The 24,813-nt window shown below is 70.0% G+C and carries 19 protein-coding genes; 11 read left to right on the top strand and 8 right to left on the bottom strand.

All coding sequences use genetic code 11. From position 1 onward, the window contains the following. Nucleotides 1-311: 311 nt before the first annotated feature. The gene (locus EC845_RS14225) at nucleotides 312-1,724 is read left to right on the top strand and encodes a YncE family protein (protein ID WP_123298755.1); all 1,413 of its coding nucleotides are present in this window, start codon (nucleotides 312-314) and stop codon (nucleotides 1,722-1,724) included. A gap of 153 nt (nucleotides 1,725-1,877) precedes the next feature. Continuing rightward, on the top strand, nucleotides 1,878-2,870 hold the full coding sequence (locus EC845_RS14220) for an alpha/beta hydrolase (protein WP_123298754.1): 993 nt from the start codon (nucleotides 1,878-1,880) through the stop codon (nucleotides 2,868-2,870). Nucleotides 2,871-2,951: 81 nt separating this feature from the next. Here the strand turns inward: EC845_RS14220 and EC845_RS22375 are convergent, their stop codons facing one another. The 8 genes from EC845_RS22375 to EC845_RS14180 all read right to left on the bottom strand — a co-directional run bounded on the left by EC845_RS22375 (nucleotide 2,952) and on the right by EC845_RS14180 (nucleotide 12,782). Further along, nucleotides 2,952-3,437, bottom strand: coding sequence for a DUF2501 domain-containing protein (locus EC845_RS22375; protein ID WP_158615700.1), 486 nt, complete (start codon nucleotides 3,435-3,437; stop codon nucleotides 2,952-2,954). Between the two features lie 327 nt (nucleotides 3,438-3,764). Beyond that, a complete protein-coding gene (cydX, locus tag EC845_RS14210) occupies nucleotides 3,765-3,920 on the bottom strand; it encodes a cytochrome bd-I oxidase subunit CydX (RefSeq protein ID WP_123298752.1) in 156 nt (51 codons plus the stop codon). 54 nt (nucleotides 3,921-3,974) lie between these two features. After that, complete coding sequence (gene cydB / locus EC845_RS14205) at nucleotides 3,975-5,129, bottom strand: cytochrome d ubiquinol oxidase subunit II (RefSeq protein WP_123298751.1); 1,155 nt, start codon at nucleotides 5,127-5,129, stop codon at nucleotides 3,975-3,977. 4 nt (nucleotides 5,130-5,133) lie between these two features. Next, a complete protein-coding gene (locus EC845_RS14200; protein ID WP_123298750.1) occupies nucleotides 5,134-6,744 on the bottom strand; it encodes a cytochrome ubiquinol oxidase subunit I in 1,611 nt (536 codons plus the stop codon). Nucleotides 6,745-6,820: 76 nt separating this feature from the next. Continuing rightward, a complete protein-coding gene (locus tag EC845_RS14195; RefSeq protein ID WP_123298749.1) occupies nucleotides 6,821-8,677 on the bottom strand; it encodes an amino acid ABC transporter ATP-binding/permease protein in 1,857 nt (618 codons plus the stop codon). Next, nucleotides 8,674-10,404 carry a thiol reductant ABC exporter subunit CydD gene (gene cydD, locus EC845_RS14190; protein WP_123298748.1) on the bottom strand — a complete coding sequence of 577 codons (1,731 nt, stop codon included), beginning with the start codon at nucleotides 10,402-10,404 and terminating at the stop codon, nucleotides 8,674-8,676. The genes EC845_RS14195 and cydD overlap by 4 nt, the downstream gene beginning before the upstream one ends. Before the next feature lie 558 nt (nucleotides 10,405-10,962). Then, nucleotides 10,963-11,577: a methionine biosynthesis protein MetW gene (gene metW, locus EC845_RS14185; protein WP_123298747.1), complete on the bottom strand. Its 615-nt coding sequence runs from the start codon at nucleotides 11,575-11,577 to the stop codon at nucleotides 10,963-10,965. After that, nucleotides 11,574-12,782 carry a homoserine O-acetyltransferase gene (locus tag EC845_RS14180; protein ID WP_123298746.1) on the bottom strand — a complete coding sequence of 403 codons (1,209 nt, stop codon included), beginning with the start codon at nucleotides 12,780-12,782 and terminating at the stop codon, nucleotides 11,574-11,576. Before EC845_RS14180 ends, metW begins: the two co-directional genes overlap by 4 nt. A 441-nt stretch (nucleotides 12,783-13,223) precedes the next feature. Between EC845_RS14180 and EC845_RS14175 the strand changes: the two genes are divergently transcribed. The 9 genes from EC845_RS14175 to EC845_RS14135 all read left to right on the top strand — a co-directional run bounded on the left by EC845_RS14175 (nucleotide 13,224) and on the right by EC845_RS14135 (nucleotide 24,811). Next, complete coding sequence (locus EC845_RS14175) at nucleotides 13,224-14,429, top strand: ABC transporter substrate-binding protein (RefSeq protein WP_123298745.1); 1,206 nt, start codon at nucleotides 13,224-13,226, stop codon at nucleotides 14,427-14,429. Between the two features lie 30 nt (nucleotides 14,430-14,459). Beyond that, entirely contained in the window at nucleotides 14,460-15,329 is an 870-nt protein-coding gene (locus EC845_RS14170; protein ID WP_123298744.1) for a branched-chain amino acid ABC transporter permease, read from the top strand. 2 nt (nucleotides 15,330-15,331) lie between these two features. After that, on the top strand, nucleotides 15,332-16,288 hold the full coding sequence (locus EC845_RS14165) for a branched-chain amino acid ABC transporter permease (protein ID WP_123298743.1): 957 nt from the start codon (nucleotides 15,332-15,334) through the stop codon (nucleotides 16,286-16,288). Further along, complete coding sequence (locus tag EC845_RS14160; protein ID WP_123298742.1) at nucleotides 16,285-17,103, top strand: ABC transporter ATP-binding protein; 819 nt, start codon at nucleotides 16,285-16,287, stop codon at nucleotides 17,101-17,103. Before EC845_RS14165 ends, EC845_RS14160 begins: the two co-directional genes overlap by 4 nt. Continuing rightward, a complete protein-coding gene (locus EC845_RS14155) occupies nucleotides 17,100-17,834 on the top strand; it encodes an ABC transporter ATP-binding protein (protein ID WP_123298741.1) in 735 nt (244 codons plus the stop codon). The genes EC845_RS14160 and EC845_RS14155 overlap by 4 nt, the downstream gene beginning before the upstream one ends. After that, a complete protein-coding gene (locus EC845_RS14150) occupies nucleotides 17,831-18,739 on the top strand; it encodes a 4'-phosphopantetheinyl transferase superfamily protein (protein WP_123298740.1) in 909 nt (302 codons plus the stop codon). The genes EC845_RS14155 and EC845_RS14150 overlap by 4 nt, the downstream gene beginning before the upstream one ends. Then, entirely contained in the window at nucleotides 18,736-20,382 is a 1,647-nt protein-coding gene (locus tag EC845_RS14145; RefSeq protein ID WP_123298739.1) for a (2,3-dihydroxybenzoyl)adenylate synthase, read from the top strand. The genes EC845_RS14150 and EC845_RS14145 overlap by 4 nt, the downstream gene beginning before the upstream one ends. Further along, nucleotides 20,379-20,645, top strand: coding sequence for a phosphopantetheine-binding protein (locus EC845_RS14140; RefSeq protein WP_123298738.1), 267 nt, complete (start codon nucleotides 20,379-20,381; stop codon nucleotides 20,643-20,645). Before EC845_RS14145 ends, EC845_RS14140 begins: the two co-directional genes overlap by 4 nt. Before the next feature lie 131 nt (nucleotides 20,646-20,776). Then, complete coding sequence (locus EC845_RS14135) at nucleotides 20,777-24,811, top strand: non-ribosomal peptide synthetase (RefSeq protein ID WP_233598066.1); 4,035 nt, start codon at nucleotides 20,777-20,779, stop codon at nucleotides 24,809-24,811. Nucleotides 24,812-24,813: the final 2 nt, after the last annotated feature.

Raw genomic sequence — 24,813 nt, 5'->3', positions numbered from 1 at the left:
AACTCCTGAAACATGTGGCCGGCTCATTGCGTCGGCGGCTTGGCGACGGTGCCCCGGCCCGCAGACGGCCTGCCGATCGGCCGCGGACGCCGCACGGGACGCTTGGCCCTGCAAGAAGAGCGTGAATTCAAATGAAAGTCGTTTGCCTTTATGTTTTAAGATGCGCCCGGCTCGGACATGCCTGCAACCCCCCTGGGCGGCTGCGGCAGACGCGCCAGGATATCGCCCTGCGCCCATCGGTGACGACCGGGCGGCAGGCCGGCTTCGACTGACCCGCGGATCCATCCATCCGCACTGCTAGGAGTTTTTTTATGAGCACCACGCAACGCACACCGGCCCGCAAGGCCTTCACTCTCAGCCTGCTGGCCGGCCTGATGGCCCTGGGCATGCAGTCGGCGATGGCCGCTTCGGCCTTCGAGGCACCGGACCCGAACTACAAGGGCATGATCAGCGCGCAGGCCAGCGGCGGTGCGGCGATCCTGGCGGGCAGCGAAGTCACGCTCAATGGCCGCGGCTTCACGCCCGGCCAGCAGATCACCCTGTCGCGCGGCGCCACGGTGCTCAACACGGGCAACGCCTACGTGGCCGATGCGGAAGGCAACTTCAAGGCCACCATCCGCATCCCCGAAGATGCAGCGCCCGGCCAGCACCCCATCGTGGTGACGACGGTGAACCCGTCCTACTCGGCCGTCTTCCCGCTCAAGGTTTCGCCGGTGGTGCCGCTGTCGGGTGCCAACCTGTTCAGCCAGGCCAGCGCCAAGCTGGTGCAAGGCCTCTACCAGTCCGACATCAGCGCCAAGAACGGCTCGGTGTTCGTGACCTCGGCCGTGGGCCGCCCGCCGGTCAAGGCCTCGCAACTGCTCAAGATCGACGCCCAGACGCTGGCCGTGCAGGCGAGCGTGACCCCTGCAGCCGCACCGGGCCGCAACGGCGCCGACGGCGGTGTCTATGCCGTCTACGGCGTGGGCGCCGACGACCGCAACGGCAACGTGTGGGTGACCAACACCCGCCAGAACACCGTGGCGGTGTACAAGCAGTCCGACCTGTCGCTGGTCAAGCAGTTCGACGCCGGCACGGTGGTGCATGCGCGCGACGTGGTGATCGACACGACCCTGGACCGCGCCTTCGCGTCGGCCACGGGCACGCCCAACATCGCCGTCTTCGACGCCAAGGCCCTGGCCTTCACCAAGAACATCGAGATCAAGTCCACCGTGCGCGGCGAGAACTTCTCGGTCGGCAGCCTGCACCTCGACCCGGCCGTGCACAAGCTCTACGCCGTGAGCCTGAGCACCAACGAAGCCGCCGTCATCGACGGCAAGACCGAGACCGTCGAGAAGGTGTTCCCGGTCGAAGGTGCCAAGTCCGCCATCGGCGTGGCCCACGACCCCAAGACCGACCGCCTGTTCGTGGCCTCGCAAGGCAGCGACAACGTGGCCATCGTCGATGTCGCCAGCGGCAAGACGCTGCATCTGGTGCCGACCGGCGCCGGTGCGCTGAACGTGACCTTCGACCCGGTCAAGCGCCTTGCCTACGTGAGCAACCGCGGTGCGGGCACGGTGACGGTGATCGATCCGGATGGCCGCATCGTCGCCAACCTCGACAACGGCACGCTGCCCAACCACGTCGCCACCGACGGCAAGGGCAATGTCTTCGCGGTCAACAAGTCGCGCGGCGAAGACGACGCCAAGGGCGATCGCATCACCCGCATCACGCCCGCACGCTGAGGCGGATGGCGACCGGCCCGGCCCGATGGCGCGGGCGGTCCGGACCAGCCGGGAGCCGGCGGACCCATCGCGGTCCGCCGGCTCCCGGCGTTTTGGGCGTGGACGCGACGTCCGCACCCCCACCTGCCCGGCTTCGACGCTAAAGTGGAGTCCATGCCGACATCCGCATCGCCTGCGGCGCCTTCAGCCGCCCCCTCGCCCGATCGTTCAGCCGCACCTTCCGCCACGCCATCGGGCCTGCCGGACATGTCCCGCTACGACCTCTCGCGCCCGCTCGACCCCACCGTGGCCGAACACGGCTCGCCGTTCTACCGCTTCGCGCATTTCCGGCTCGATGCAGCGGACGGCGAGCGCCATTACCTGGTTCGCCTGGCCCTGCCGCTGCGGGCGGCACCGGCCGCGGGTCATCCCGTCGTCTACCTGCTCGACGGCAATGCGGCGTTCGCCGCCCTCACGCCCGAGCACCTGGCGGCGCTCGACCGGCGCGGCGATCCGCCGGTGATCGTGGCCATCGGCTACGACACGCCGCTGGGATTCGATGTCTCGGCACGCGCCTTCGACTACACGCCGCCGCTCGACGCCCCCGCCGTGACGCTGGCCGAGGAGGCCCGCGGGCGGCTGGGCGGCGGGGCGGAACTGTTCCTCGATCTGCTGACCGAACGCATCCGCCCGCAAGTGCAGGCGATGGCAGCGGTCGACCCGTCGCGGCAAGGCCTGTGGGGACATTCCTTCGGCGGTCTGCTGGCCCTGCACACGCTCTACACGCGCAGCGCGCTGTTTTCCCGTTATGCCGTGGCCGATCCGTCGATGTGGTGGCACCGGGGCTATCTGCTGCACCGGGCGCTCGGCGGTACGCCGGTGGCCGTGCAGCGCGCCACCCACCTGCTGGTGATGGCCGGCAGCTCGGCGGCCGAAGTGGCTGCCGCAGGGCCCCGCCCGCTGCGGCCCGGCATCGACCCCGAGGTCGCTGCGCGCGCTCGGGCCGAACGCCGCTGCGTGCCGCCCGATGCGGCCCAGCAGATGGCGCAGCAGCTGGCGACATGGCCGGGCCTGGCGGTGGAGTACCGGGTTTTTCCGGGCGTCAGCCACGGGCCGCTGCTGGCGGCCTCGGTCTTTCCCGCGCTGGAATTTCTGATTCGGACCTGACGCATCGTCCGCACGGCGTGCGACAGGGGGTCCGGCACGGCCGGAAGGCCAGCGGCGCCGGATGTGCGCCGGCCGAGGGCGTCAGATCAGGGACTTGGTGCTGCTGAGCACGTAGTCGCAGGCCTTTTCCTTGAGCACGGGCTGGGCGGTGCGCAGGTCGAGCGACTGGCCGTCCACCCCCGTGAGGATGCCGGACAGGCCTTCGCGGTAGGCACTGTCGCTGTCCTGGCCGACGCTGAGGCCGACGTGCGAGAGCAGCGTGGCCTTGACCGACTCGACGCTGACCCGGTTGAGCACATTGCTGTTGACGCAGTACTCGAGCACACCCGCGACGTTGCCGCCGGTGCCCAGCGCGAGCTCCGGCAAGCCGCGGCTGGCGCTGGCGGGTACGGCAGGCAGGGCATTGGCATGGCCGATCATCGAACGCACGGCGTTCTTGGTCGACTGGACCGCGGATTCGGACAGGGGGTTGTCGAAAGCACCGGCGGCATGGCTGGCGGCGGCGCAGCCCAGGGCCACGAGCGCCGTGCAGACGGCACGGCCAAGACGGGAAAACAGAAGCTTCATGGGTTCGGCAAAAGGCAGCCGGCCACCCGTGCCTCGGCACGGACGACCGGTAAATGACAGGTCGGCAAACCGTAAGAGGGTTTGCAGCGGAAAAGTTCGGCAGGATGCCGATAAAAATCCACGGGTGCGGTCCGACAACATCCCGGGCGCGAGCCAGACAACAGCGGCGCGCGACGATGATTGTCCACAAAAGTCAACTGTCCGTCGAGTCCGTTGCAACGAAGGGCCGGCCCGCCGATCCGGAGCGACGCCCCGGGGCACAAAAAAAGCCCGGCCTTGCATCATGCACAGGCCGGGCCAAGGGGTTGTCGATATCGGGGTGCGAACTCAGGCCGCGTCTTCGCCGCCCGGGGTGGCGGAGGGGATGTCGCTCATCAGTGCGCGGCGGGTATGGCTGTCTTCGGTGAGCTCGAACCACATGCCGTTGAGCACGGCGAAGGCGGCGGCCAGGGGCAGGCCGAGTAACCAGGCGAAATACCACATGGGGTGTTCCTTTCTTTCGTGTTCTGAGAGGGTGTCGTGGAAGGTGCCGCCGCCTCAGTAGGCGTGGGTGTTGCCGTCTTCGATGGCCTTGGCGTCGACCTTGCCCCACAGCACCTTGTAGACCCAGGAGGTGTAGAGCAGGATGAGCGGCAGGAAGATCGCGGTGCTGACCAGCATGATGAACAGCGTCATGTGGCTCGACGACGAATCCCACACGGTGAGGCTGAAGCGCGGATCGACGCTCGACGGCAGGATGAAGGGGAACATCGAAGCCCCCACCGACAGGATGATGCCGGCGATGCCCAGCGCACTGGCCAGGATGGCGAGGTTGTCGCGGCGTGCGCGGATCAGCACGAAGGCCAGCAGCGTGCCCACGAAACCCAGCACGGGCGCCGCGAGGGTCCAGCCGTAGCGGGCGTAGTTCTGGAACCAGGCGCCGGGTGCGACGGCCGCGGTCTTGAACAGCGGGTTGGAGGGGCCGGTGGTCTGGATGGCCGAGGTGATCTGGTAGCCGTCCACCCACATCCACAAGGCCAGTCCGGCCAGTCCGAAGAGCACGGCGGTGAGCAGGGCCGTCACGCTGCCCACGGCCCGGGCCCGTTCGGCGACGGGGCCCTCGGTCTTGATGCGGATCCAGGCTGCACCGTGGGTGACGAGCATGCTGACCGAGACCAGGCCGCACAGCACGGCAAAGGGATTGAGCAGGCCGAAGAAGCTGCCGTCGTAGTGGATGTACATCTCGGGCGTGAGGCGGAAGGGCACGCCCTGCAGCACGTTGCCCAGGGCCACGCCGCAGATCAGCGCGGGCACGAAGCCGCCGACGAACAGGGCCCAGTCCCAGGCGCTGCGCCAGGTGGCCGACTCGCGCTTGCTGCGGTACTTGAAGGCCACCGGGCGCAGGATCAGCGCCACCAGGATCACGAACATCGCCAGGTAGAAGCCCGAGAACGACACCGCGTAGAGCTGCGGCCAGGCCGCGAAGATCGCACCGCCGCCCAGCACCAGCCAGACCTGGTTGCCTTCCCAGACCGGGCCGACGGTGTTGATGACCACCCGGCGCTCGAGGTCGGTCTTGGCCACGAAGGGCAGCAGCGTGCCGGTCCCGAGGTCGAATCCGTCCATCACGGCGAAGCCGATCAGCAGGATGCCCAGCAGCAGCCACCAGATGACACGCAAGGTGTCGTAGTTCAGAAGTTCATGCAGGATCATGGTCTCACTCCGCAGGGGCGTAGAAGGTGGGTTGGCGCGTGGCCACGGCGGCGTGGGTCGGCGTCGTGTTCGGACTCATCTGCTCGGGCTCGAGATCGGGGCCGTGGCGCACGGCCTTGAACATCAGCTTCATCTCGATGACGAGCAGCACGGTGTAGAGCACCACAAAACCGGCAATGGTGAGCAGCAGCGTCTTCACGCCCAGGTTGGAGACCGCCACGGCGGTGGGCAGCACGCCTTCGATGATCCAGGGCTGGCGGCCGTACTCGGCCACGATCCAGCCGGCCTCGATCGCCACCCAGGGCAGCGGGATGGCATAGACGGCGACCTTGAGCAGCCAGCGGTAGCGGTCGAGCCGGTGCCGCGCCGACAGCCAGAAGAAGGTGGCGGTGAGCACGATGAAGAACATGCCCAGCGCGACCATGATGCGGAAGGACCAGAACAGCGGCGGCACGTGCGGCACGGTGTCCCACGAGGCCTTGACGATCTGTTCTTCGGTGGCCTGGCGCGGGTCGTCGACGTAGCGCTTGAGCAGCAGGGCGTAGCCGAGCTCGCTGCCGTTGGCCTCGAAGGCCTCGCGCAGGGCGGGCGAGATGGTGGTGGTCGAGCCCTCGGCGCGGATCTTCTCGAGCGCGTCGTAGGCCAGGATGCCCCGGCGGATGCGGTCTTCGGCGCTCTTGACGAGGTCGTTGATGCCGGGGATCTCGGTGGTCAGCGACCGCGTGCCGATCAGCCCCATGACCATGGGGATGTGCACGGCGTAGTGGGTTTCGCGCGCTTCCTGGTCGGGGAAACCGAAGGCGGTGAAGGCGGCCGGGGCGGGCTCGGTTTCCCACATGGCTTCGATGGCGGCGAGCTTCATCTTCTGGTGTTCGCTCGACAGGTAGCCGCTTTCATCGCCCAGCACCACCACCGACAGCGAGGCGGCCAGGCCGAAGGCGGCAGCCACCGTCATCGAGCGCTTGGCCAGGTCGACGTGACGGCCCTTGAGCAGGTACCAGGCCGAGATGCCGAGCACAAAGATCGCACCGCAGACATAACCGGCCGAGACGGTGTGCACGAACTTGGCCTGCGCCACCGGGTTGGTCAGGACGGCGAAGAAGTCGTTGACCTCCATGCGCATGGTCTGCGGATTGAAGACCGAGCCCACGGGGTTCTGCATCCAGCCGTTGGCGATCAGGATCCACAGGGCCGAGAAGTTGGTCCCGATGGCCATGAGCCAGGTCACGACCAGATGCTTGACGCGGCTGATCTTGTCCCATCCGAAGAAGAACAGGCCGACGAAAGTGGCCTCCAGGAAAAAGGCCATGAGGCCTTCGATGGCCAGCGGAGCGCCGAAGATGTCGCCCACGTAGTGGCTGTAGTAGCTCCAGTTCATGCCGAACTGGAACTCCATGACCAGCCCGGTGGCGACGCCGATGGCGAAGTTGATGCCGAACAGCGTGCCCCAGAACTTGGTCATCTGGCGCCAGATCACGCGGCCGGTCATGACATAGACCGTCTCCATGATCGCCACCAGGATGGACAGGCCCAGCGTGAGGGGTACGAATAAAAAGTGATACAGGGCCGTCAGCGCGAATTGCAGCCGCGATAGCCCAACGATGTCGAGTTCCATGGGGATCTTCTCTTTCCGTGATTCCTGAATCGGCCGGAGCCGCTCCTACCGTCTGATATGCAATGCTCTTTTTTTCCTATGCCGAGGATTGTTCGCCCGACTCGGCGAGACGACCTTGACGTACATCAGGCCGCAGCGCTTTGAAGGCCAGTGCATAGGCGTTTTCGCCACGCCGCGCATCCACCGCGATGCGCCCGTGCGCCAGGACCACCAGGCGATCGGCCAGGGCGGCCTCGCGCTGGCTGTGGGTGGCCATCAGCACGGTGCGGCCGTCCGCGGCGCGCGACAGCCGGGCCAGCACGTCGGCGGCGGTCGCATCGTCCAGTCCTTCGGTGGGCTCGTCGAGCAGCCACAGGGGTGCCGGCCGCAGCAGCAGCCGGGCGAGTGCCAGGCGCCTGGCCTGTCCGCCGGACAGGCCCTGGCCGCCCTCGCCCAGCGGCGTGTCCAGTCCGCGCGGCCAGGACCGCACGGTGGCCGCGAGGCCGGCGGTGGCCAGGGCCTGCCACAGGTCGTCGTCGGCGGCGCCGGGACGGGCCAGCAGCAGGTTGTCGCGCACGCTGTCCTGGAACAGCTCGGTGCGCTGGGTCAGCCAGCCGCGGGGCGCGGCATGCACCGTGCCCGAGCGGGCCTGCAGCTCGCCGGTGAGGGCGGCCAGCAGCGTGGATTTGCCCGCGCCGCTCGCGCCCACCAGGGCCACGCGTTCGCCGGGCGCGATATGCAGGGAGATGTCGTGCAGGCTGGGGCACGCCGCATCGGCGTGGCTCACGAACAGATGTTCGGCCAGGACCACGGCGCCACCGCGCTCAGGCGAGGGACGGGCCTGCCGGGCGGGCGGGTCGGCAGGCCGGCCGGCCCTGCCGGGGACGGGATCCGGGGCGACGCGATCGGTCGTCCGTGCGCGCAGTTGCGGAGACACGCGGCGGGCCGCCAGCACGATGCGGCCCAGTTCCAGCGCGCCGCGGCGCAAGGCGGCAAAGGGCTCGGTGGCGGTCAGCGCCAGCAGCAGGGCCAGCACGGCCACCGGCACGCCGACGACGCCCGAGGCGACCAGCCAGCCGGCACCCAGCAAGGTGACGGCCAGCACGGTGCTGCCCAGCACGCCGAAGGACAGGGCCGCGCGTGCATCGATGCGGCTCAGCGCGTCGTCGCAGCGCGCCAGGCAGGCGTCGGCTCGCTGGATGGCCTCGCACTGCGCTCTCAGGCGGCCGGCCATGAGCAGGTCGGTCTGGCCGGCCACGAGGTCGGCGCTGCGTGCACGGATCGCCTCGACGGCGTGGGCCCGCAGACGCGAGGGCCGCAGCGCACGCTGCCAGGCCCGGCGGAGCACCCAGGCGCTGCCGGCCAGCAGCAGCGCCAGCACCCCCAGGCCCAGCAAGGCATGGACCAGCCCCAGGGCCAGTGCGGCCACCAGGGCTGCGGCGAGCGCGGCCACCAGAGGCACGGCAATGCGAAGGTAGAGCGCGTCGAGCGCATCGATGTCGGCCGTCAGGCGAAACAGCAGGCGGGCGGGCCGCAGCGCCAGTTGGCGCGCGGCGCGCGGCTGGGCCCAGGCATGGAACAGACGCACCCGCAATGCCGCGATCACCGACAGGGTGGCCTCGTGTGTGGCCAGGCGTTCGCCGTAGCGTGCCGCGGTGCGGCCGAGCGTGAACAGGCGGATGCCCGACGAGGGCATGAAGACATCGAAGGCCAGCGCCGTGGCGGCGCTGAAACCGGCCACGGCCGTGGCACTCAGAAACCAGCCGGAGAGGCCCAGCAAGGCCATGCCGAACACGGCGGTCACGGCCGCCAGGGCCGCGCCGGCCAGCAGCATGCGGCGGCGCTCGTGCCAGAACAAGGCCAACAGGGGTGCCAGGTCGTGCCACGCGCGAGCGAGGGCAGACGCTGCCGGCTGGTCGGTGTGGCGGGTGCCGGGGGAAGGACGGTGGGTCATGGCTGGACTCCAGGCACAGGCATCGCAGCGGCCTGCAGCGGCGCCGGCCGGCCGGGGGCGGCATGGATCAAGCTGGCCAGGGCCACCTGCCGGTGCATGGCCGCGGCCAGCGCGGGATCGTGGGTGGCGACCACCAGCGTGCGCCCCTTGGCCAGCGCCAGCAGGGCGGCAATCACCTCGGCACCGGTCTGCCGGTCGAGGTGGGCGGTGGGTTCGTCGGCCAGGATCAGGCTGAGGGCCGGATCGGCGGCCACTCGGGCCAGCGCCAGGCGCACGGCCTCGCCGCCCGACAGGCCCAGTCCGCCTTCGCCCAGGCTTTGCTCGGCACGGGCCTGGGCCACCTGGCCGAGCCGCGCGAGGGCAAGCGCCGACTCGATGGCGGCACGGTCGATGCCCGGCCGGCCCAGGGTGATGTTGTCCTGCACGGTGCCGGCAAAGAGATGGGGACGCTGGCCGATCCAACCCACGCCGGCGCGGGCGGCGCTGTCGGTTCCGGCCGCGATCCAGCGCTCGCCGATGGCGATGCGGCCGGCCTGCAGCGGCAGCAACCCGGCCAGCGCTGCCAGCAGGGTGGACTTGCCGCAGCCGCTGGGTCCGGTGATGGCCACATGTTCGCCCGCCGCGACGTCCAGGCTCAGGGATTCGAAGACGGGGCCGGCGGCATTCGGGTGGGCGACCGCGAGACCGCGCATACGCACGGCAGGGGCCAGGGCCGGGGCAACGCCAGGCGCGGCAGCCTCGGCCTGCGGGTCTTCCAGGGCAGCCTCGGCGCCCGGCAGGGGCTGGCCGCGCGCGGCCAGTGCCTTCAGGGCCTGCAAGGCAGCCACGCCCGATGCACGGTCGTGCCAGACGCCGGAGAGATCGCGCAGCGGCTCGAAGAACGCCGGTGCCAGCAGCAGCACGAACAGGCCCTCGCCCAACGTGAGTTTCCCGCCCCAGGCCCCGAAGGGCAGTTCGCCCAAGAGGTGGAAACCGACGTAGACGGCGACCAGCGCCACCCCCAGAGCCGAGAAGAGCTCGAGCACCGCGGACGACAGAAACGCGATGCGCAGCACCGACATCGTGCGGCGGCGCAAGGACTGGGCACTGTCGTTCAGGCGTGCGCCGGCCAGGCCGACGGCATCCAGTGCACGCAGCGTGGTCAAGCCGCGCAGCCGATCGAGCAGAAAGGCGTTCATGCCGCCCATCTCGACCAGTTGCGCTTCGCTGGCCGCCTTGGCACGCCAGCCGACCAGGGCCATGAAGACGGGGATGAGCGGCGCGGCCAGCACCAGCACCAGCGCGGCCACCCAGGACTGCCAGGCCACCGCCACGGCGATGATCACGGGCAGCACCATGACGCGTTGCTGCACCGGCAGGTAACGCACGAGATAGGGAAGGACGGCCTCGGCCTGCTCGGCCAGCACGCTGGCGGCCTGGCCCGAAGGCGTGCGGCGCGTATCCAGCGGCGAACGGCTGGCGAGGGCGGTCACGGCCTGCCGCCGCAGCCCGCTGAGGTACGCACGGGCACCGGCAAACAGCAGCCGCGCGCCCCAGGACTCGGCGATGGCGCGCAACACGCCCAGCACCAGGACGGCCAGCGCGGCAGGCCAGACCGGCGCCATGCCGTGTCCGTCGAGCAGGCCCTGAACCGCGAAGGCGATGGCCGCCGCCTGGACGATCCACAGCAGGCTGGCCCCGGTCTGCAGCGTGGCACCCAGCCGGTTGGGCCGGTAGGCTGTCGCCACAGCGGCACCCGCACCGGCTGCAGGGTCGGCCGGAGGGGAACGGAACTCACCGGGGCCGGGGCCCGGCCGTGGCGGGGACAAGTCGCTGGGCTTCACGGATCACTCTTTGCCTGGTTGTCCCCGACCGCCAGGCCAGGGGCCTGCGTTCGGGGTTGTGGGTATGGATCGGGGTCCGGGCAACGGGGCGGCGGACGGCTTATGTTTCTTATATTTCAGTAATTACTGAAATCAATGAAAGAATCATAGTCCTTTTGAGCCGTCTTGCACAGTCGCGTCCCAGTATCGAGTTGCCGTGCGGCACGGGTCAATCGGCATGAACATCAACCGAAGGTTCACACGCAGGGCGACCGCCAGGGTGCGTGCACAAGCGTGTCTGTACAGGATCACACGGCGGGAGGGGTCGGCGGCGTCGACGGGTCCGGTCGGAGCGAGAGATCCGACGGAGGTTTGATCCAGGTCAAACGGGCTGTATGCGTGGCGCCACAGCGGCCGGCAGGGCCGGAATGCCCGATCGCCGGGGCCGGCGACCGAGGGGGCGGGGCGGAGCGGAGCCCGGTCTCAGCCGCGGTCGAACTTGAAGACGGCGGTGCTGGCCAGCCCGTTGGGCCAGAAGCGCCGCATGCGGCCGTCCTGCAGGCCGAAGGCGTCGAGCACACGCAGGCCGTTCTTGTGGGCCAGCACCTCGAAATCGGCATAGGTGCCGACCCGGATGTTGGGGGTGTTGTACCACTCGTAAGGCAGGGCCTTGGTCACCGGCATGCGCCCTCGCAGCACGGCCAGGCGGTTGGGCCAATGGGCGAAGTTGGGGAAGGCCACGATGCCGATGCGTCCCACGCGCGCGGTTTCGCGCAGCATGACTTCGGCATTGCGCAGATGCTGCAGCGTGCCGATCTGCAGCACGACGTCGAAGCTGGCGTCCTCGAACATCGTCAGACCTTCGTCGAGGTTGAGCTGGATGACCTGCACGCCGCGCTGCACGCAGGCCAGCACGTTGGCATCGTCGATTTCGACGCCGTAGCCGGTGCAATCGCGCTGCTGCTGCAGGGCGGCCATCAGCGCGCCGTTGCCGCAACCGAGATCGAGCACCCGCGCGCCGCGCGGCACGAGGTCGAGGATGTGGGCATGCACGTCGTGCGACGCGGCCGTGGGCAGGTGCTGTTCGATCGCGCTCATGCGGCGGCCTCGGCAAGGGTCACGGGGACAGGGGTCTGGAGTTCCTGATGGATGCGGTCGAAATAGGCCCGCATGACATTCATGTAGCGGAGGTCCTCGAGCAGGAAGGCATCGTGACCGTGGGGTGCGTCGATCTCGGCATAACTGACCCGGCGGCGGTTGTCGAGCAGGGCCTTGACGATCTCGCGGCTGCGCGCCGGCGAGAAACGCCAGTCGGTGGTGAAGCTGATGACCAAAAACTTGGCCTGGGCCACGGCCAGGGCCGCCCGCAGGTCGCCGCCGTGGGCCCGCGCGGGGTCGAAATAGTCGAGCGCGCGGGTGATGAGCAGATAGGTGTTGGCATCGAAGTAGCTGCTGAACTTCTCGCCCTGGTGACGCAGATAGCTTTCGATCTGGAACTCGATGTCCTGGGTGGAATAACGATAGTCGCCCTGCCCTGTGCCGGCCGTCTCGCCCGCACCCAGGGCCGGCTCCAGCCGCTCGCGCAGCTGGCGGCCGAACTTGGTGTTCATCACGTCGTCGCTGAGGTAGGTGATGTGGCCGATCATGCGGGCGATGCGCAGGCCGCGCTGGGGCACCACGCCATGGGCGTAGAAATGGCCGCCGTGGAAATCCGGGTCGGTGACGATGGCGCGGCGGGCCACCTCGTTGAAAGCGATGTTCTCGGCATTGAGATTGGGGGCGGTGGCCACGGCGACGCAATGGCGCAGCCGGTCGGGGAACTGCAGCGCCCAAGACAGGGCCTGCATGCCGCCGAGGCTGCCGCCCAGCACCGCGGCGAGCTGCCGGATGCCCAGCCGGTCCAGCAGCAGGGCCTGCGCCTGCACCCAGTCCTCGACCGTGACGACGGGGAAGTCGGCGCCATAGACCTGGCCGGTGGCCGGATCGGTCTGCATCGGACCGGTCGATCCAAAACACGAGCCCAGGTTGTTGATGCCGATGACAAAAAAGCGGTTGGTGTCGACCGGCTTGCCGGGGCCGATCATGTTGTCCCACCAGCCTTCGCTGCGCGCCTGGCCTTCGTAGCGGCCGGCGACATGGTGGGACGCATTGAGCGCATGGCAGACCAGCACCGCGTTGCTCTTGTCGGCGTTGAGCGTGCCGTAGGTTTCGTAGGCGAGGTCGTAGCGCGCCAGTTGCGCGCCGCTGCGCAGGCGCAGAGGGGTCTCGAACGACAGGGACTGAGGATGTGCGATGAAGGTCATGGCGACAAAAAACCCGGCATCGCTAAAAACGAGGCCGGGCCGTGTCACGCAGTTCCAGGATCGTTTTTAGCTGAATTTCTAACGCGCCCGCAAGCTTCGACAAATCGGCGCAACAGCACTCAGTTTACCGCATCGTGCAGGGGTACGTGGCCCATTCTGCCGATGCCGCCCGGGCGTGCAAGGCCGGGTCTGCAGCAGGGTCTGGACAAAATTCGACACAAACACGAACAATTTTTGTTTAAAATCAAACACGCGCCCTGAAAGCCAGCCCGGATCCCCGCATCCGCAGCCATCAGGCACACCAGCTTGCCGCCGCTCCATGCGCCGCGCCGCCGCCCCCTGGGCCGGTTCGCGGCAATGCGCGGGCGACAGGCTTTTTGTTGCCCTGCCCCGTTTGCACCTCCCAGACCGGAGGCGCGCTTCGTCTGAAAGCCTCGATCGATGTCGACCCGACTCTCCCGCCGCCAATGGCTCGCCAGCGGCGTGGCCGCCTCTTCCCTGCTGTCGTTCGGCGTGCTGGCCCAGGGCCGCGCGCCGCTGAAGATCGGTCTGGTGACCTCGCTCTCCGGTCCTTTCACGGCGCTGGGCGAAAGCATGCGTGCGGGTCTGCAGATGCTGATCGCCGAAGCCGGCGGCCAGATGGGCGGACGCCGGGTCGAGCTGGTGGTGGAAGACGACCAGGGCAAGCCCGAGGAGGGCGTGCGCAAGGTGCGCAAGCTGCTCTCGCAGGACAAGGTGGACGTGATCTGCGGCGTGATCAGTGCCGCCGTGGCGCTGGCCATCCGCGACGTGGTGAACGATGCACAGGTGCCGACCTTCATGGCGAACGCCTCGGCCAATGCGCTGGCGCGCGAGGCGGCGAGCCCGCATATCTTCCGCGTCACCAAGACCAGCTGGATGCTGGGCCACACCGGTGCGCTGTGGACCGCCGACCGCATCGGCAAGGCCGGCGGCATGACGCTGGCCTCGGACTATGCCGCCGGCCGCGAGTACGTGGGCGACTTCGCCGCCACCTACGCCGAGCGCGGCGGCAAGCTGGGCAAGCAGGTCTGGACACCGCTGGGCACGCCGGACTTCGCGCCGCTGCTGATGAACATCGCCGCGGCCAGCCCGAGTTTTCTCTACAGCTTCCTGGCCGGGGCCGACGCGGTGCGTTTCCTGCGCCAGATGAAGGAGTTCCGCCTCACCGGCAAGGTCAAGCTGATCGGGCCGGGGGCTCTGTTCGATCAGGAAGACGTGCTGCCGGCCGCCGGCGATGCCGCGCTGGGCGGCGTGAGCACCTTCCAGCAGTCGCCGGGCGCACCGGCCACACTGGCCTTTGCACAGGCCTACCGCAAGGCGTCCGGCAAGTGGCCGGGCGAAGCCAGCACGGCGGGTTATGCCGCCGGGCAGGTGATCCGCGCCGGTCTGGACGCCGTCCAGGGCGATCTGGGTTCGGCTGCGGCCAAGACGCGTTTCAAGGAGCGGCTGCTGTCGGCGCCCGTGACCACGGCGCTGGGCCCCATGGCTTTCGATGCCCGCAACAACCAGGCGATTCTGGATATCTACGTGAACGAAGTGCGGCCGGATGCCGAGGGCAAGCCGTTCAATACCGTGCTGCACACCTACAAGGGCGTGCGGGACCCGGGCCCCAAGGCCTCGGCCTGAGCACGTTTCGTCCCACGGAAAGCCGCCGACGTGACCCTCTACGCCATCCAGGCGCTCAATGCGCTGTCCTTCTCGGTGCTGCTGCTGCTCACCGGGCTGGGGCTGACGCTGGTGCTGAGCCTGATGAACTTCATCAACCTCGCCCATGGCTCGCTGTACCTGCTGGGCAGCTACGTGGCGGTGGCCTGGCTGGCCGCCGGCTGGCCGTGGTGGCTGGCGGCACCGGCCGCCTTTGCTGCGGCTGCGCTGGCCGGGTGGCTGCTCGACCGGTTTCCTTTCGGCCGCTTCTACGCCCGGCCCCATCTGATGCAGGTGCTGCTCACCTATGGCCTGTCGGTGATCTTCGCCGACCTGATGCGCTGGGGCTTCGGCGCCGAAACCGTCACGCCGGCCTTGCCCGAGCTGCTCTCGGGCGTGGTCTTCGTGCTGGACTTTCCGTTTCCGCTCTATCGCCTGGTGCTGATCGGCGTGGGCCTGAGCCTGGCGCTGGGGCTGTGGTGGCTGGTCGAGCGCACGCTGTGGGGCGCACTGCTGCGGGCCTGCGTGTCCGATCGCGGCGTGGTCGAGACCCTGGGCCTGAACACCCGCCGCGTGCTGACGGTGGCGCTGGTGCTGGCGGCCGGCCTGGGCGGGCTCAGCGGCGCCCTGGGTGCAGGCATGCTGTCGGCCTACCCCGGGCTGGACGAAGAGGTGCTGCTGCTGGCGCTGCTGGTGGTGGTCACGGGCGGCCTGGGGAGTTTCGGCGGCACGGTCGCCGGCGCGCTGGTGCTGGGTTTTGTGGTCACCTTTGCGCGCATGTGGTGGCCCGAGTTCGCCAACGTGGCGACTTACGTCTGCATCGTCGCGCTGCTGATGGCGCGGCCCATGGGCCTGTCGGGCCGCCGGCTGCGGGAGATCTGAGCATGAACCGCACCGATTCCACGCTGTCGCCCGCCGCGCTGCTGTCTGCAACGCTGCTGGTGCTGGCCCTGCCGGCCGTGTTCGCCGACGGCTTCGGCCAGCGGCTGGCTGCGGAAATGCTGCTGCTGGGCACGACAGCCATGAGCCTGGGCCTGCTGGTCGGCTTCGGCGGCATGGTCTCGCTGGGCCATGCCGCGGTGTTCGGATCGGCGGCCTACGCGGCGGCTCTGGCGGCGCCTTGGACCGGCGGGGCCCTGCTGCCCACGCTGGCGCTCGGGCTCGCCACCGGGCTGGTGACGAGCGTGGCGATCGGCCTGCTGGCGCTGCGTGTGCAGGGCCTGTTCTTTCTGGTGTTGACTCTGGTGGCAGGACAGATCGTGTGGGAAATCGTTTTCCGCTGGCACGACGTGACCGGTGGCGCGGACGGGCTGCGCGGTTTCGGCGCGCTGAGCCTGCACGGCCATGACCTGACGAGCCCGCTGGCGCTGTACACGACGAGCGCGGCGCTGGCGCTGGCCGCCGCAGTGGTGGCCCGCGCCTTTCTGCGGGCCCCGCTGGGCCGTGCGCTGGTGGGCAGCCGCGAGCAGCCGCTGCGCATGCGGGCGCTCGGCTACAGGCTGGGCGGCATCCGGCTGGCGGCCTGCGCGGTGGCCGGCGGCATCGCCGGCGCAGCCGGCGCGCTCTACCCCTTCGTCAACCAGTATCTGGGCCCCAGCACCGTGCACTGGAGCCTGTCGGCCACGCTGATCATCATGCTGGTCATCGGCGGCACGCGTTCGCTGTGGGGCGGCTACATCGGTGCCGCAGCCTACCTCGCCATGCAGACCTATGTGAGTTCGTGGACCGACCGCTGGCAGTTGCTGGTGGGCCTGGTCTTCGTGGCCACCGTGCTGCTGATGCCGCAGGGCGCCGCGCATGCGGTGGGCGGCCTGGTCGCCCGCCTGAGGAAGCAGCCATGAGGCACTTCGACGACCACTCCGCCCCGCCCGGCCGGCCGGCCCGCGCTGCGGCAGCGCCTGCCGTGCTCACGCTGGACGGCGTGGGCAAGCGTTTCGGCGAGCTGGCGGTCCTGACCGATGTCAGCCTGGCCCTGCATGCCGGAGAGACGCTGGGACTGATCGGCCCGAACGGCGCGGGCAAGACCTCTCTGTTCAACGCCATCACCGGTTTCGTGCCGCCCGACCGGGGCCGCATCCAGGGCCTGGGCGACGGCTTCTCGCGCCTGTCGCCCGAGGCGCGTGTGCGCCGCGGCCTGGTGCGCACGTTCCAGAAAAGCATGGCTTTTCCGGCCTTGTCGGTGCGCGAGAACCTGGCGCTGGCGGTGCGCCGTCGGCAAGGCAGCGGCTACCGCTGGTGGGGCGGCCGGCGGGCCACGGCCGAGGCCGATGCGGCCGCCGAGGCCTGGCTCGACGACAGCCCCCTGCGCGGCCAGGGCAGCACGGCGGTTCACGATCTGTCGTACGGCGCGCAGCGCATCGTGGACGTGCTCGTCAGCCTGGCGCTGCGCCCGCGCATCCTGCTGCTCGACGAACCCACGGCCGGACTGGCGCAACAGGAAGCGCAGGATCTGCTCGATCTGGTGCGCCGCCACGATCCCGGAATGGCGGTGATGCTGATCGCGCACGACCTGGACATCGTTTTTTCGCGTTGCGATCGCATCGCCGTGATGGAGCTGGGCCGGCTGGTGACGGTGGACACGCCCGATGCCGTGCGCCGGCATCCGCAGGTTCAGGCGGCCTACCTCGGCTCGGCCCTGTCGGAGGGCGAGGCATGAGCGCCCCGCTGATCGCCTGGTCGGGGGTGAGCGCCGGCTACGACGATGCGCGGGTGCTTCACGGCATCGACCTGCAGGTGCACGCCGGCGAGGTGCTCGCCGTGCTGGGCCGCAACGGAGCAGGCAAAACCACGTTGCTGCATGCGCTGTTCAACCTCGGCCCGCAGGTGCAGGGCCGCCTGACGGTGCACGGGCAGGACGTGACGGGCTGGCCCACTCACCGCATCGCCCGGCTGGGCCTGGCGCTGGTGCCGCAGGGACGGGGCGTGTTCGCCGACCTGGCGGTGCGCGACAACCTGCGGCTGGCGACGCTGGCCCCCCATACCCGCAGCACCTCTGCCGGGGCCGGCCGCGCGTGGACGCTGGAGCGGGTGTTCGAGACTTTCCCCCGGCTGGCCGAACGCCAGCGTGCAGCCAGCGGCTCGCTCAGCGGCGGCGAGCGCCAGATGCTGGCCATGGCGCGCGCACTGCTCACCCAGCCGCAGGTGCTGGTGCTCGACGAGCCCAGCGAAGGCCTGGCGCCGCTGGCCGTGCAGGAGGTGATCGCCCGTCACGTGGCCGATCTGGCCCGCGACGGCCTGACCGTGCTGCTGGTCGAGCAGAACGTGCCCCTGGCGCTGCAGCTGGCCAGCCGGGTGGCGGTCCTGTCGGCCGGCGGCCTGGCCTTCGAGGGCACGCCCGAAGCGCTGGCGCGCGACAAGGCGCTGCAGCGGGAGCACCTGGGCGTATGAGCGCGGCAGCCCTGACCGACTTCGACGCCGCCCTGGCCGGCCGCGGCGATTCCGGACTTGCAGGCCTGGCCGTGGTCCCGCAGGTGCAACTGGTGCATCTCGCGCCGCTGGACGACACCCGGCATGCGCTGCTCCTGCAGGCCCTGCCCGAGTCCGAACGGCAACAGGCCGCACGCCTGCGCCAGCCGGCCGACCGGCTGCGTTATGTGGCGGCCCACGCGGCCCTGCGCCTGCAACTGAGCCGGTGGCTGGGCCTGCACCCGGCCGGCGTGGCGCTGGTGCGCGGACCGCACGGCAAGCCCTCGCTGGCACACCGCTGCGGCGACGCGGCATCGCCGGCGCTGCATTTCAACCTCAGCCATGCGGGCGACTGGGTGGCGCTGGCCTTCGCCGGTCAGCCGGTCGGCATCGACATCGAAGGCCCGGTGCATGCCACGGCCGCGCTCGCTGCCGCCTGCTGCACCCCCGCCGAAGCCCGTGCACTGGCGAGCTCGCCGCAGCCCGACCTCGCTTTTCAGCAGGTGTGGACGGCCAAGGAGGCCGTGCTCAAGGCCCACGGCGCCGGCCTGTCGCTGCCCATGGACCGGTTCGGCCTGGCGGCTGCCGGGGCCGATGGCTGGCAGCGCGTGGACGCCGAACCCGGCAGCGCGCTGGACACGGCCGGCGAGTTCCGCGTGCGCACCTGGCCGGTGGATGCCCGCCACACCGTTTCGCTGGCCCTGTCGGCCCCGGCGCGCCGGCGGTCATGGGCGTTGGCGGATACTGGCGGCTGTGCTGCGCAGGCCGCCGCTCCGTTTGGCCCGCCCTCTCTTTTTCCATCCTCGAACGGACCGGCCATCGGCCTCGTGCACATGACGTGCGCCGATCTGCTGCCGGCCCTTCAACCCTGGAGTGTTTTCCCATGATTCCCGTCGAACAAATCTGGCCGCCCGAATTCGTCGCGCGTTACCGCGCGGCGGGCCACTGGCGTGGCGAGACCTTCGGCGCTTTCCTGCGCGCCCGCGCCGAGGCCCATCCGGAACGGGTGGCCGTGGTGGGCTCTGCCGGCCAGCGCTGGACCTATGCCGAGCTCGACCGCCGCGCCGACGCGATGGCCTGCGGCCTGCTGGCACAGGGCCTGCGCCCGGGCGACCGGGTGGTGGTGCAGTTGCCCAACCTGCCCGAGTTCATCAGCGTGGTGTTCGGCCTGTTCCGTGCCGGCATCCTGCCGCTGTACGCGCTGCCCGCGCACCGCATCACCGAGGTCGAGCATTTTGCCCGGACGGGCGAGGCGGCGGGCTACGTGATCGCCGAACGCCACGACAACTTCGACTACCGCACGCTGGCCGCCGAGCTGCAGCACCGGGTGCCGGGCGTGCGTCATGTGTTCGTGGCGGGCGATGTGGGCGACAGCGGGTTCACGCCGCTGTCGGTGCTGGAATCCACCGACCCCGCGCCGGCTGCCGATCTGCCCGCCCGCGATGCACAGAGCGTGGCTTTCCTGCAGATCTCGGGCGGCTCGACCGGCCTGTCCAAGCTGATTCCGCGCACCCACGACGACTACATCTACACCCTGCGCGAAAGCGCCCGCATCAGCGGCCTGGACGCACACAGCGTGTTCCTGGTCGCGCTGCCCATCGAGCACAACTTCCCCATGAGCTCGCCCGGCTTCCTGGGTGCGCTGTATGCCGGCGGCACGGTGGTGCTCAGCCCGTCGCCCAGCCCCGAAGTCGCCTTCCCGCTGATCGCACGGCACCGGGTGCAGCAGGTGAGCCTGGTGCCGCCGCTGCTCATGCTGTGGCTGCAGGCGGCCGAGCAGTCGCCGCACGATCTGAGCTCGCTGGCGGTGATCCAGGTGGGCGGTGCCAAGCTGGCGGCCGAGGTCGCCAAACGCGTGAAGCCGACGCTGGGCGCCACGCTGCAGCAGGTCTTCGGCATGGCCGAAGGGCTGGTCAACTACACCCGGCTCGACGACGACGAGGACACCATCGTCAACACCCAGGGCCGGGCGATCAGCCCCGACGACGAGGTGCTGATCGTCGACGACCTGGGCCAGCCGGTGCCCGAGGGCGAGGCCGGTTACCTGCTCACGCGCGGCCCGTACACCATCCGCGGTTACCACAACAACCCCTCGGCCAACGAGCGCAGCTTCACGGCCGACGGCTATTACCGCACCGGCGACATCGTCAAGCGGCTGCCTGGCGGCTACCTGGTGGTGCAGGGCCGCGCGGGCGACCACATCAACCGCGCCGGCGAGAAGATCTCTGCCGAGGAGATCGAGGACCATCTGCTGGCCCACCCTCAGGTCTTCGATGTCGCCGTGGTGTCGGTGCCCGATGAATTCCTGGGCGAACGCAGTTGCGCCTTCGTCATCCCCAAGGGCGAGAAACCGCGCGGCGCCGCACTCAAGCAATGGGTGCGGGGGCGGGGCCTGGCCGACTTCAAGGTGCCGGATCAGGTCGTCTTCGTCGACGCCTTCACCGCCACCGCCGCCGGCAAGATCAGCCGCAAGGAACTGCGCGCCCAGTTGCGCGCCACATTGACCGCACAAGAGAACACGACACCATGAGCACTCCCCTGCCCGCCGCATTCAGCCTCGACGCGCTGCGTGCCGACATCGCCCGCCTGCTGCACGAGGACCCCTCCGAGATCGGCGACGAGGACAGCCTGATCGACCTCGGTCTGGACTCGATCCGCGCCATGACCCTGGTCACGCGCTGGCGCGAGGCCGGTGCCGGCCTGACCTTTGCCGAGGCCGCCGAACAGCCGACCGTGGCCCACTGGCATGCGCTGATCCGCCAGAAATGGCAGGACGCTCAGACGGGCGGCTGAGGGCCTGCCCGGTCCGCTTCCGGACCCGGCCTCCTGCCGGTGTCCTGGACCCGGATCGCCAAGACGACGACGACCAGAACAACCCTGCCCCGCGCCACCCAATGCCACCGCGCAGCCCAGCTGCCATCTGTATGAGTGCAACGACCCTGATGTCCACCGCCACCCCCGGCATGCATGCGCTGACCGAAGCGCAGAACGGCCTGTGGTACGCCCAGCGCCTCGATCCGGACAATCCCATCTTCAACACCGGGCACGTGATCGAGATCGACGGCCCGCTGGACATGCCGGCGCTGCAAGAGGCCGCGCAGCGTGCGCTGGCCGAAGCCGAGGTGCTGACGGTGCAGTTCGTCGACGACGCACAGGCCGGCCCCCTGCAGCGCACCGGTGCGGTCGCCAGCCCGACGCTGCAGTGCATCGACCTGCAGACGCAGGCCGATCCGCATGCCGCGGCGCTGGCGGCGATTGCCGCCGAACAGAACACCGCCGTCGATCCCACGCGGGATGCGCTGTCGACCTTCAAGCTCTTCGTTCTGGGGCCGCAGCGGCACATCTGGTATCAGCGGGTGCACCATCTGCTGGCCGACGGCTACGGCATGCTGCTCATCGAGAACCGGGTCGCCGAGCTGTACGCCGCGCTGACGACCGGCAGCGCCGCCGGCACGCCGTTCGGCCGTTACGCCGACCTGCTCGCCGAGGATCTGGCCTACCGGCAGGGCACCAAACGCGGTGACGACGCGGCCTGGTGGCGTGCTGCCATGACGCCCATGCCCACGGTGCAGGGCCTGGCCGAAGGCAACGCGACCTCGGCCCACACCTGGCTGCGTTGCGAGGCCGGGCTGCCGCAGTCGCTGGTCGAACGCCTCAAGGCGCGTGCCGACGCCGCCGACATGGCCTGGCCCGATCTGCTGACCGTGCTCACCGCCGCCTATCTGGGCCGCCACACCGGATCGAGCGCCAACGTGGTGGGCGTGCCGTACATGGGCCGCCTCGGCAGCGTCGGTGCGCGCGTGCCCTGCATGGCGATGAACGTGCTGCCGGTGAACCTCGACATCGACGAGGACGCACCGCTGGAAACCTCGCTGTCGGCCATCGCACGCCAGTTGCAGCAGTCGCGCCGGCGCGGCCGCTATCGCAGCGAGCAGTTGCGCCGCGACCTCGGCTTGCTGGGTGGCGCACGGCGGCTGCACGGCCCGCTCGTCAACGTGCTGCCTTTCGATGCGCCGATGGCACTGCCCGGGCTGCAGACCCGCCGCCAGGTGCTGTCGACCGGACCGGTCGAAGACCTGACCATCACCTTCCGGGCGAACGCAACCACCGGTGAACTGTTGCTGACGCTCGACGCCAACCCCGGCCTCTACAGCCAGGCCGACATCGACGCCCACCGCCAGCGGCTGGGCCAGTTCCTGGACACGGCGGTGGACGCGGCCGCATTGCATTCGGTGCCCACGCTCACGCCCGCCGAACACCGGCACTGGCTGTACACGGTGAACGCCACCGCGCACCCGGTCGAGGCCAGCACGCTGACCGCGCTGATCGAACACAGCTTTGCCCGCACGCCGGGCGCGCCCGCGATCGACGACGGCACCCGTGTGTGGCGCTACGACGAGGTGGATGCCCTGACGGCCGCCCTGGCCCGCCGGATGCAGCAGGCCGGCGTGCGGCGCGGCGACGTGGTGGCGGTGATGCTGCCGCGTTCGGCCGAACTGGTGCTGGCCCTGGTGGCCACGCTGCGCTGCGGCGCGGCCTACCTGCCGCTGGATGCGGCCCACCCGCCCGAGCGGCTGGCCACCATCGTGCAATCGGCCCAGCCGCGCGTGGTGCTGGTTCAGCCCGACTGGGCCGGCCGCCTGCCGGACACCGTGCCGCGCCAGGCCGTGGACCTGCAGGCCCTGGCCGGCGACGCCGCGCATGGCAGCGGTACACCGTTGCTGCGCGAAGCGCCCGAACCCCACGATGCGGCCTATGTGATCTACACCTCGGGCTCCACCGGCACGCCCAAGGGGGTGGTGGTGGAGCACGATGCCATCGTCAACCGCCTGCAGTGGATGGGCCAGTTCTACGGCATCGGCGCCGACGAGCGCATCCTGCAGAAGACGCCCGCCACCTTCGATGTGTCGGTGTGGGAGTTCTTCCTGCCGCTGCTGCAGGGCGCGACGCTGGTGGTCGCCCCGCCCGAGGCCCACAAAGACCCGGCCTGGCTGGCCCGCATCATCCGCGACCAGCACGTCACCACACTGCATTTCGTGCCGTCGATGCTGGCGGCTTTCCTGGCCGAGGACGGCAGCCGGGGCCTGGCCCTGCGCCGCGTGTTCTGCAGCGGCGAAGCCCTGCCGGCCGCGCTGCGCGACCGGTTCCACGAACGCGTGCGCGCCGAGCTGCACAACCTCTACGGCCCGACCGAGGCCGCCGTCGACGTCACGTACTGGCCCGCTGGCGCCCACGACAGCTCGCTGCCCGTGCCCATCGGCTACCCGGTATGGAACACCGCCATGTATGTGCTCGACGAGCATCTGCGCCCGGTGCCGTCCGGTGTGACGGCCCATCTCTACATCGCCGGACGCCAGCTGGCACGCGGCTACCTGGGCCGCGACGATCTGACCGACGCCCGTTTCCTGCCCAACCCCTACACCGCCGGCGCCGAGTCTCCGCAATGCCACGGGGCCCGCATGTATGCCACCGGCGATCTGGCCCGCTGGCGGGCCGACGGCGCCCTGGTGTTCCTGGGACGCAGCGACCACCAGGTGAAGATCCGCGGCCTGCGCATCGAGCTCGACGAGATCGAGAACGTGCTGGCCAACGCACCCGGCGTCGCCAAGCTGGCCGTGATTGCCCGCGAGGACCGCGCCGGCGACCCCCGCATCGTGGCCTATGTGCTGGTCCAGCCCGGCGCCCACCCCGATGCGGAAGCCCTGCGCAGCCATGCCGCCGCGCGCCTGCCCGACTACATGGTGCCGTCGGCCGTGGTCTTCGTCGACGACCTGCCCGTGACCCGCAACGGCAAGCTCGACCGCGCCGCGCTGCCGGCGCCCAGCTTCGAGGCCCGCGCCAGCCGCGCGCCCGAAGGCGAGACCGAAAGCCAGGTGGCCCGGCTGTTCGCGCAGGTGCTCGAGCACAGCGGTCCGGTCGGCGCCGACGACGACTTCTTCGAGCTGGGCGGACACTCGCTGCTGGCGGCACGCCTGATGGCCGAGCTGCGCAGCTGGAGCGGACAGGCCATGGGCCTGGGCGCGCTGTTCGAACACCCCACCGTGGCCCGCCTCGCCGCCTACGTGGACAGCCTGGCCCGGTCCGCCGGCCCGCAGGCCGCGCCCGATGGCCACGCAGCCGGCGACGGCCACAACGGCAACAACGGCAGCGCCGGCAACGAGGGCTTCGGCCCGGTCATCGCCCTGCAACAGCCGCGCACGCCACCCGCCAGCCACCGGCCTGCGCTGTTCTGCATCCACCCCGCCGGCGGCATCGGCTGGTGCTATGGCGCGCTGGGCCGTGCCCTGATGCCCGCGCGCCCGGTCCATGCCATCCAGGCACTGGCGCTGGACATGCAGGCCGAGGCCCCCGCCAGCCTCGACGCCATGGCCCGCCAGTACGTCGACACCCTGGTCGCGCTGCAGCCCGAGGGGCCCTATCACCTCGCCGGCTGGTCGGTGGGCGGCATCATCGCCCAGGCCATGGCGGTGGAACTGCAGGTCCGCGGCCTGCCCGTGGGCACGCTGGCCATGCTCGATGCCTACCCCAGCGATGTCTGGCGCGACAGCCCCGAGCCGGAGGAAAACGCCTCGCTCAAGGCCCTGCTGCTGATCGCGGGCTACGACCCCGCCGAGCTGCACGACGTGCCGCTGGAGCGTCAGGCCGTGATCGGTTTCCTGCGTGCCAGCGGCCATCCGCTGGGCGAACTGACCGATGCCGCGCTGCAAGGCGTGATCCGGGTGGTCGAGAACAACAACCGCCTGGTGCGTGGCCACCGCCACCGCCGCTACGAGGGCGACGTGCTGTACTTCCGCGCGGCGCTCGACCATGTCGGCACCGGACTCGATCCGGCCCTGTGGCAGCCTTATGTCCGCGGCATCGAAGTCCACGATGTGCCGACCCTGCACGCCCACCTGACCGGCACGCAGGCGGTGCAGGCGATCGCGCCCGTGCTCAATCGCCTGCTGGCGACGGACTGAGC

It is taken from the genome of Comamonas sp. BIGb0124 (assembly GCF_003752175.1).
GTDB lineage: Bacteria > Pseudomonadota > Gammaproteobacteria > Burkholderiales > Burkholderiaceae_C > Comamonas_F.
Note: the sequence above shows the minus strand (reverse complement) of the source record. Positions and strands in the feature narration are given on the sequence as shown.

Bases quoted from the DNA above. Each gene is read 5' to 3' on its own strand.
- EC845_RS14150 (WP_123298740.1), top strand. From the start codon at position 17,831: ATGAGCGCGGCAGCCCTGACCGACTTCGACGCCGCCCTGGCCGGCCGC.
- EC845_RS14135 (WP_233598066.1), top strand. From the start codon at position 20,777: ATGAGTGCAACGACCCTGATGTCCACCGCCACCCCCGGCATGCATGCG.
- EC845_RS14140 (WP_123298738.1), top strand. From the start codon at position 20,379: ATGAGCACTCCCCTGCCCGCCGCATTCAGCCTCGACGCGCTGCGTGCC.
- EC845_RS14200 (WP_123298750.1), bottom strand. From the start codon at position 6,744: ATGGAACTCGACATCGTTGGGCTATCGCGGCTGCAATTCGCGCTGACG.
- EC845_RS14165 (WP_123298743.1), top strand. From the start codon at position 15,332: ATGAACCGCACCGATTCCACGCTGTCGCCCGCCGCGCTGCTGTCTGCA.
- cydB (WP_123298751.1), bottom strand. From the start codon at position 5,129: ATGATCCTGCATGAACTTCTGAACTACGACACCTTGCGTGTCATCTGG.
- EC845_RS14180 (WP_123298746.1), bottom strand. From the start codon at position 12,782: ATGACCTTCATCGCACATCCTCAGTCCCTGTCGTTCGAGACCCCTCTG.
- cydX (WP_123298752.1), bottom strand. From the start codon at position 3,920: ATGTGGTATTTCGCCTGGTTACTCGGCCTGCCCCTGGCCGCCGCCTTC.
- EC845_RS14160 (WP_123298742.1), top strand. From the start codon at position 16,285: ATGAGGCACTTCGACGACCACTCCGCCCCGCCCGGCCGGCCGGCCCGC.
- metW (WP_123298747.1), bottom strand. From the start codon at position 11,577: ATGAGCGCGATCGAACAGCACCTGCCCACGGCCGCGTCGCACGACGTG.
- EC845_RS14220 (WP_123298754.1), top strand. From the start codon at position 1,878: ATGCCGACATCCGCATCGCCTGCGGCGCCTTCAGCCGCCCCCTCGCCC.
- EC845_RS22375 (WP_158615700.1), bottom strand. From the start codon at position 3,437: ATGAAGCTTCTGTTTTCCCGTCTTGGCCGTGCCGTCTGCACGGCGCTC.
- EC845_RS14225 (WP_123298755.1), top strand. From the start codon at position 312: ATGAGCACCACGCAACGCACACCGGCCCGCAAGGCCTTCACTCTCAGC.
- EC845_RS14195 (WP_123298749.1), bottom strand. From the start codon at position 8,677: ATGACCCACCGTCCTTCCCCCGGCACCCGCCACACCGACCAGCCGGCA.
- EC845_RS14175 (WP_123298745.1), top strand. From the start codon at position 13,224: ATGTCGACCCGACTCTCCCGCCGCCAATGGCTCGCCAGCGGCGTGGCC.
- EC845_RS14155 (WP_123298741.1), top strand. From the start codon at position 17,100: ATGAGCGCCCCGCTGATCGCCTGGTCGGGGGTGAGCGCCGGCTACGAC.
- EC845_RS14145 (WP_123298739.1), top strand. From the start codon at position 18,736: ATGATTCCCGTCGAACAAATCTGGCCGCCCGAATTCGTCGCGCGTTAC.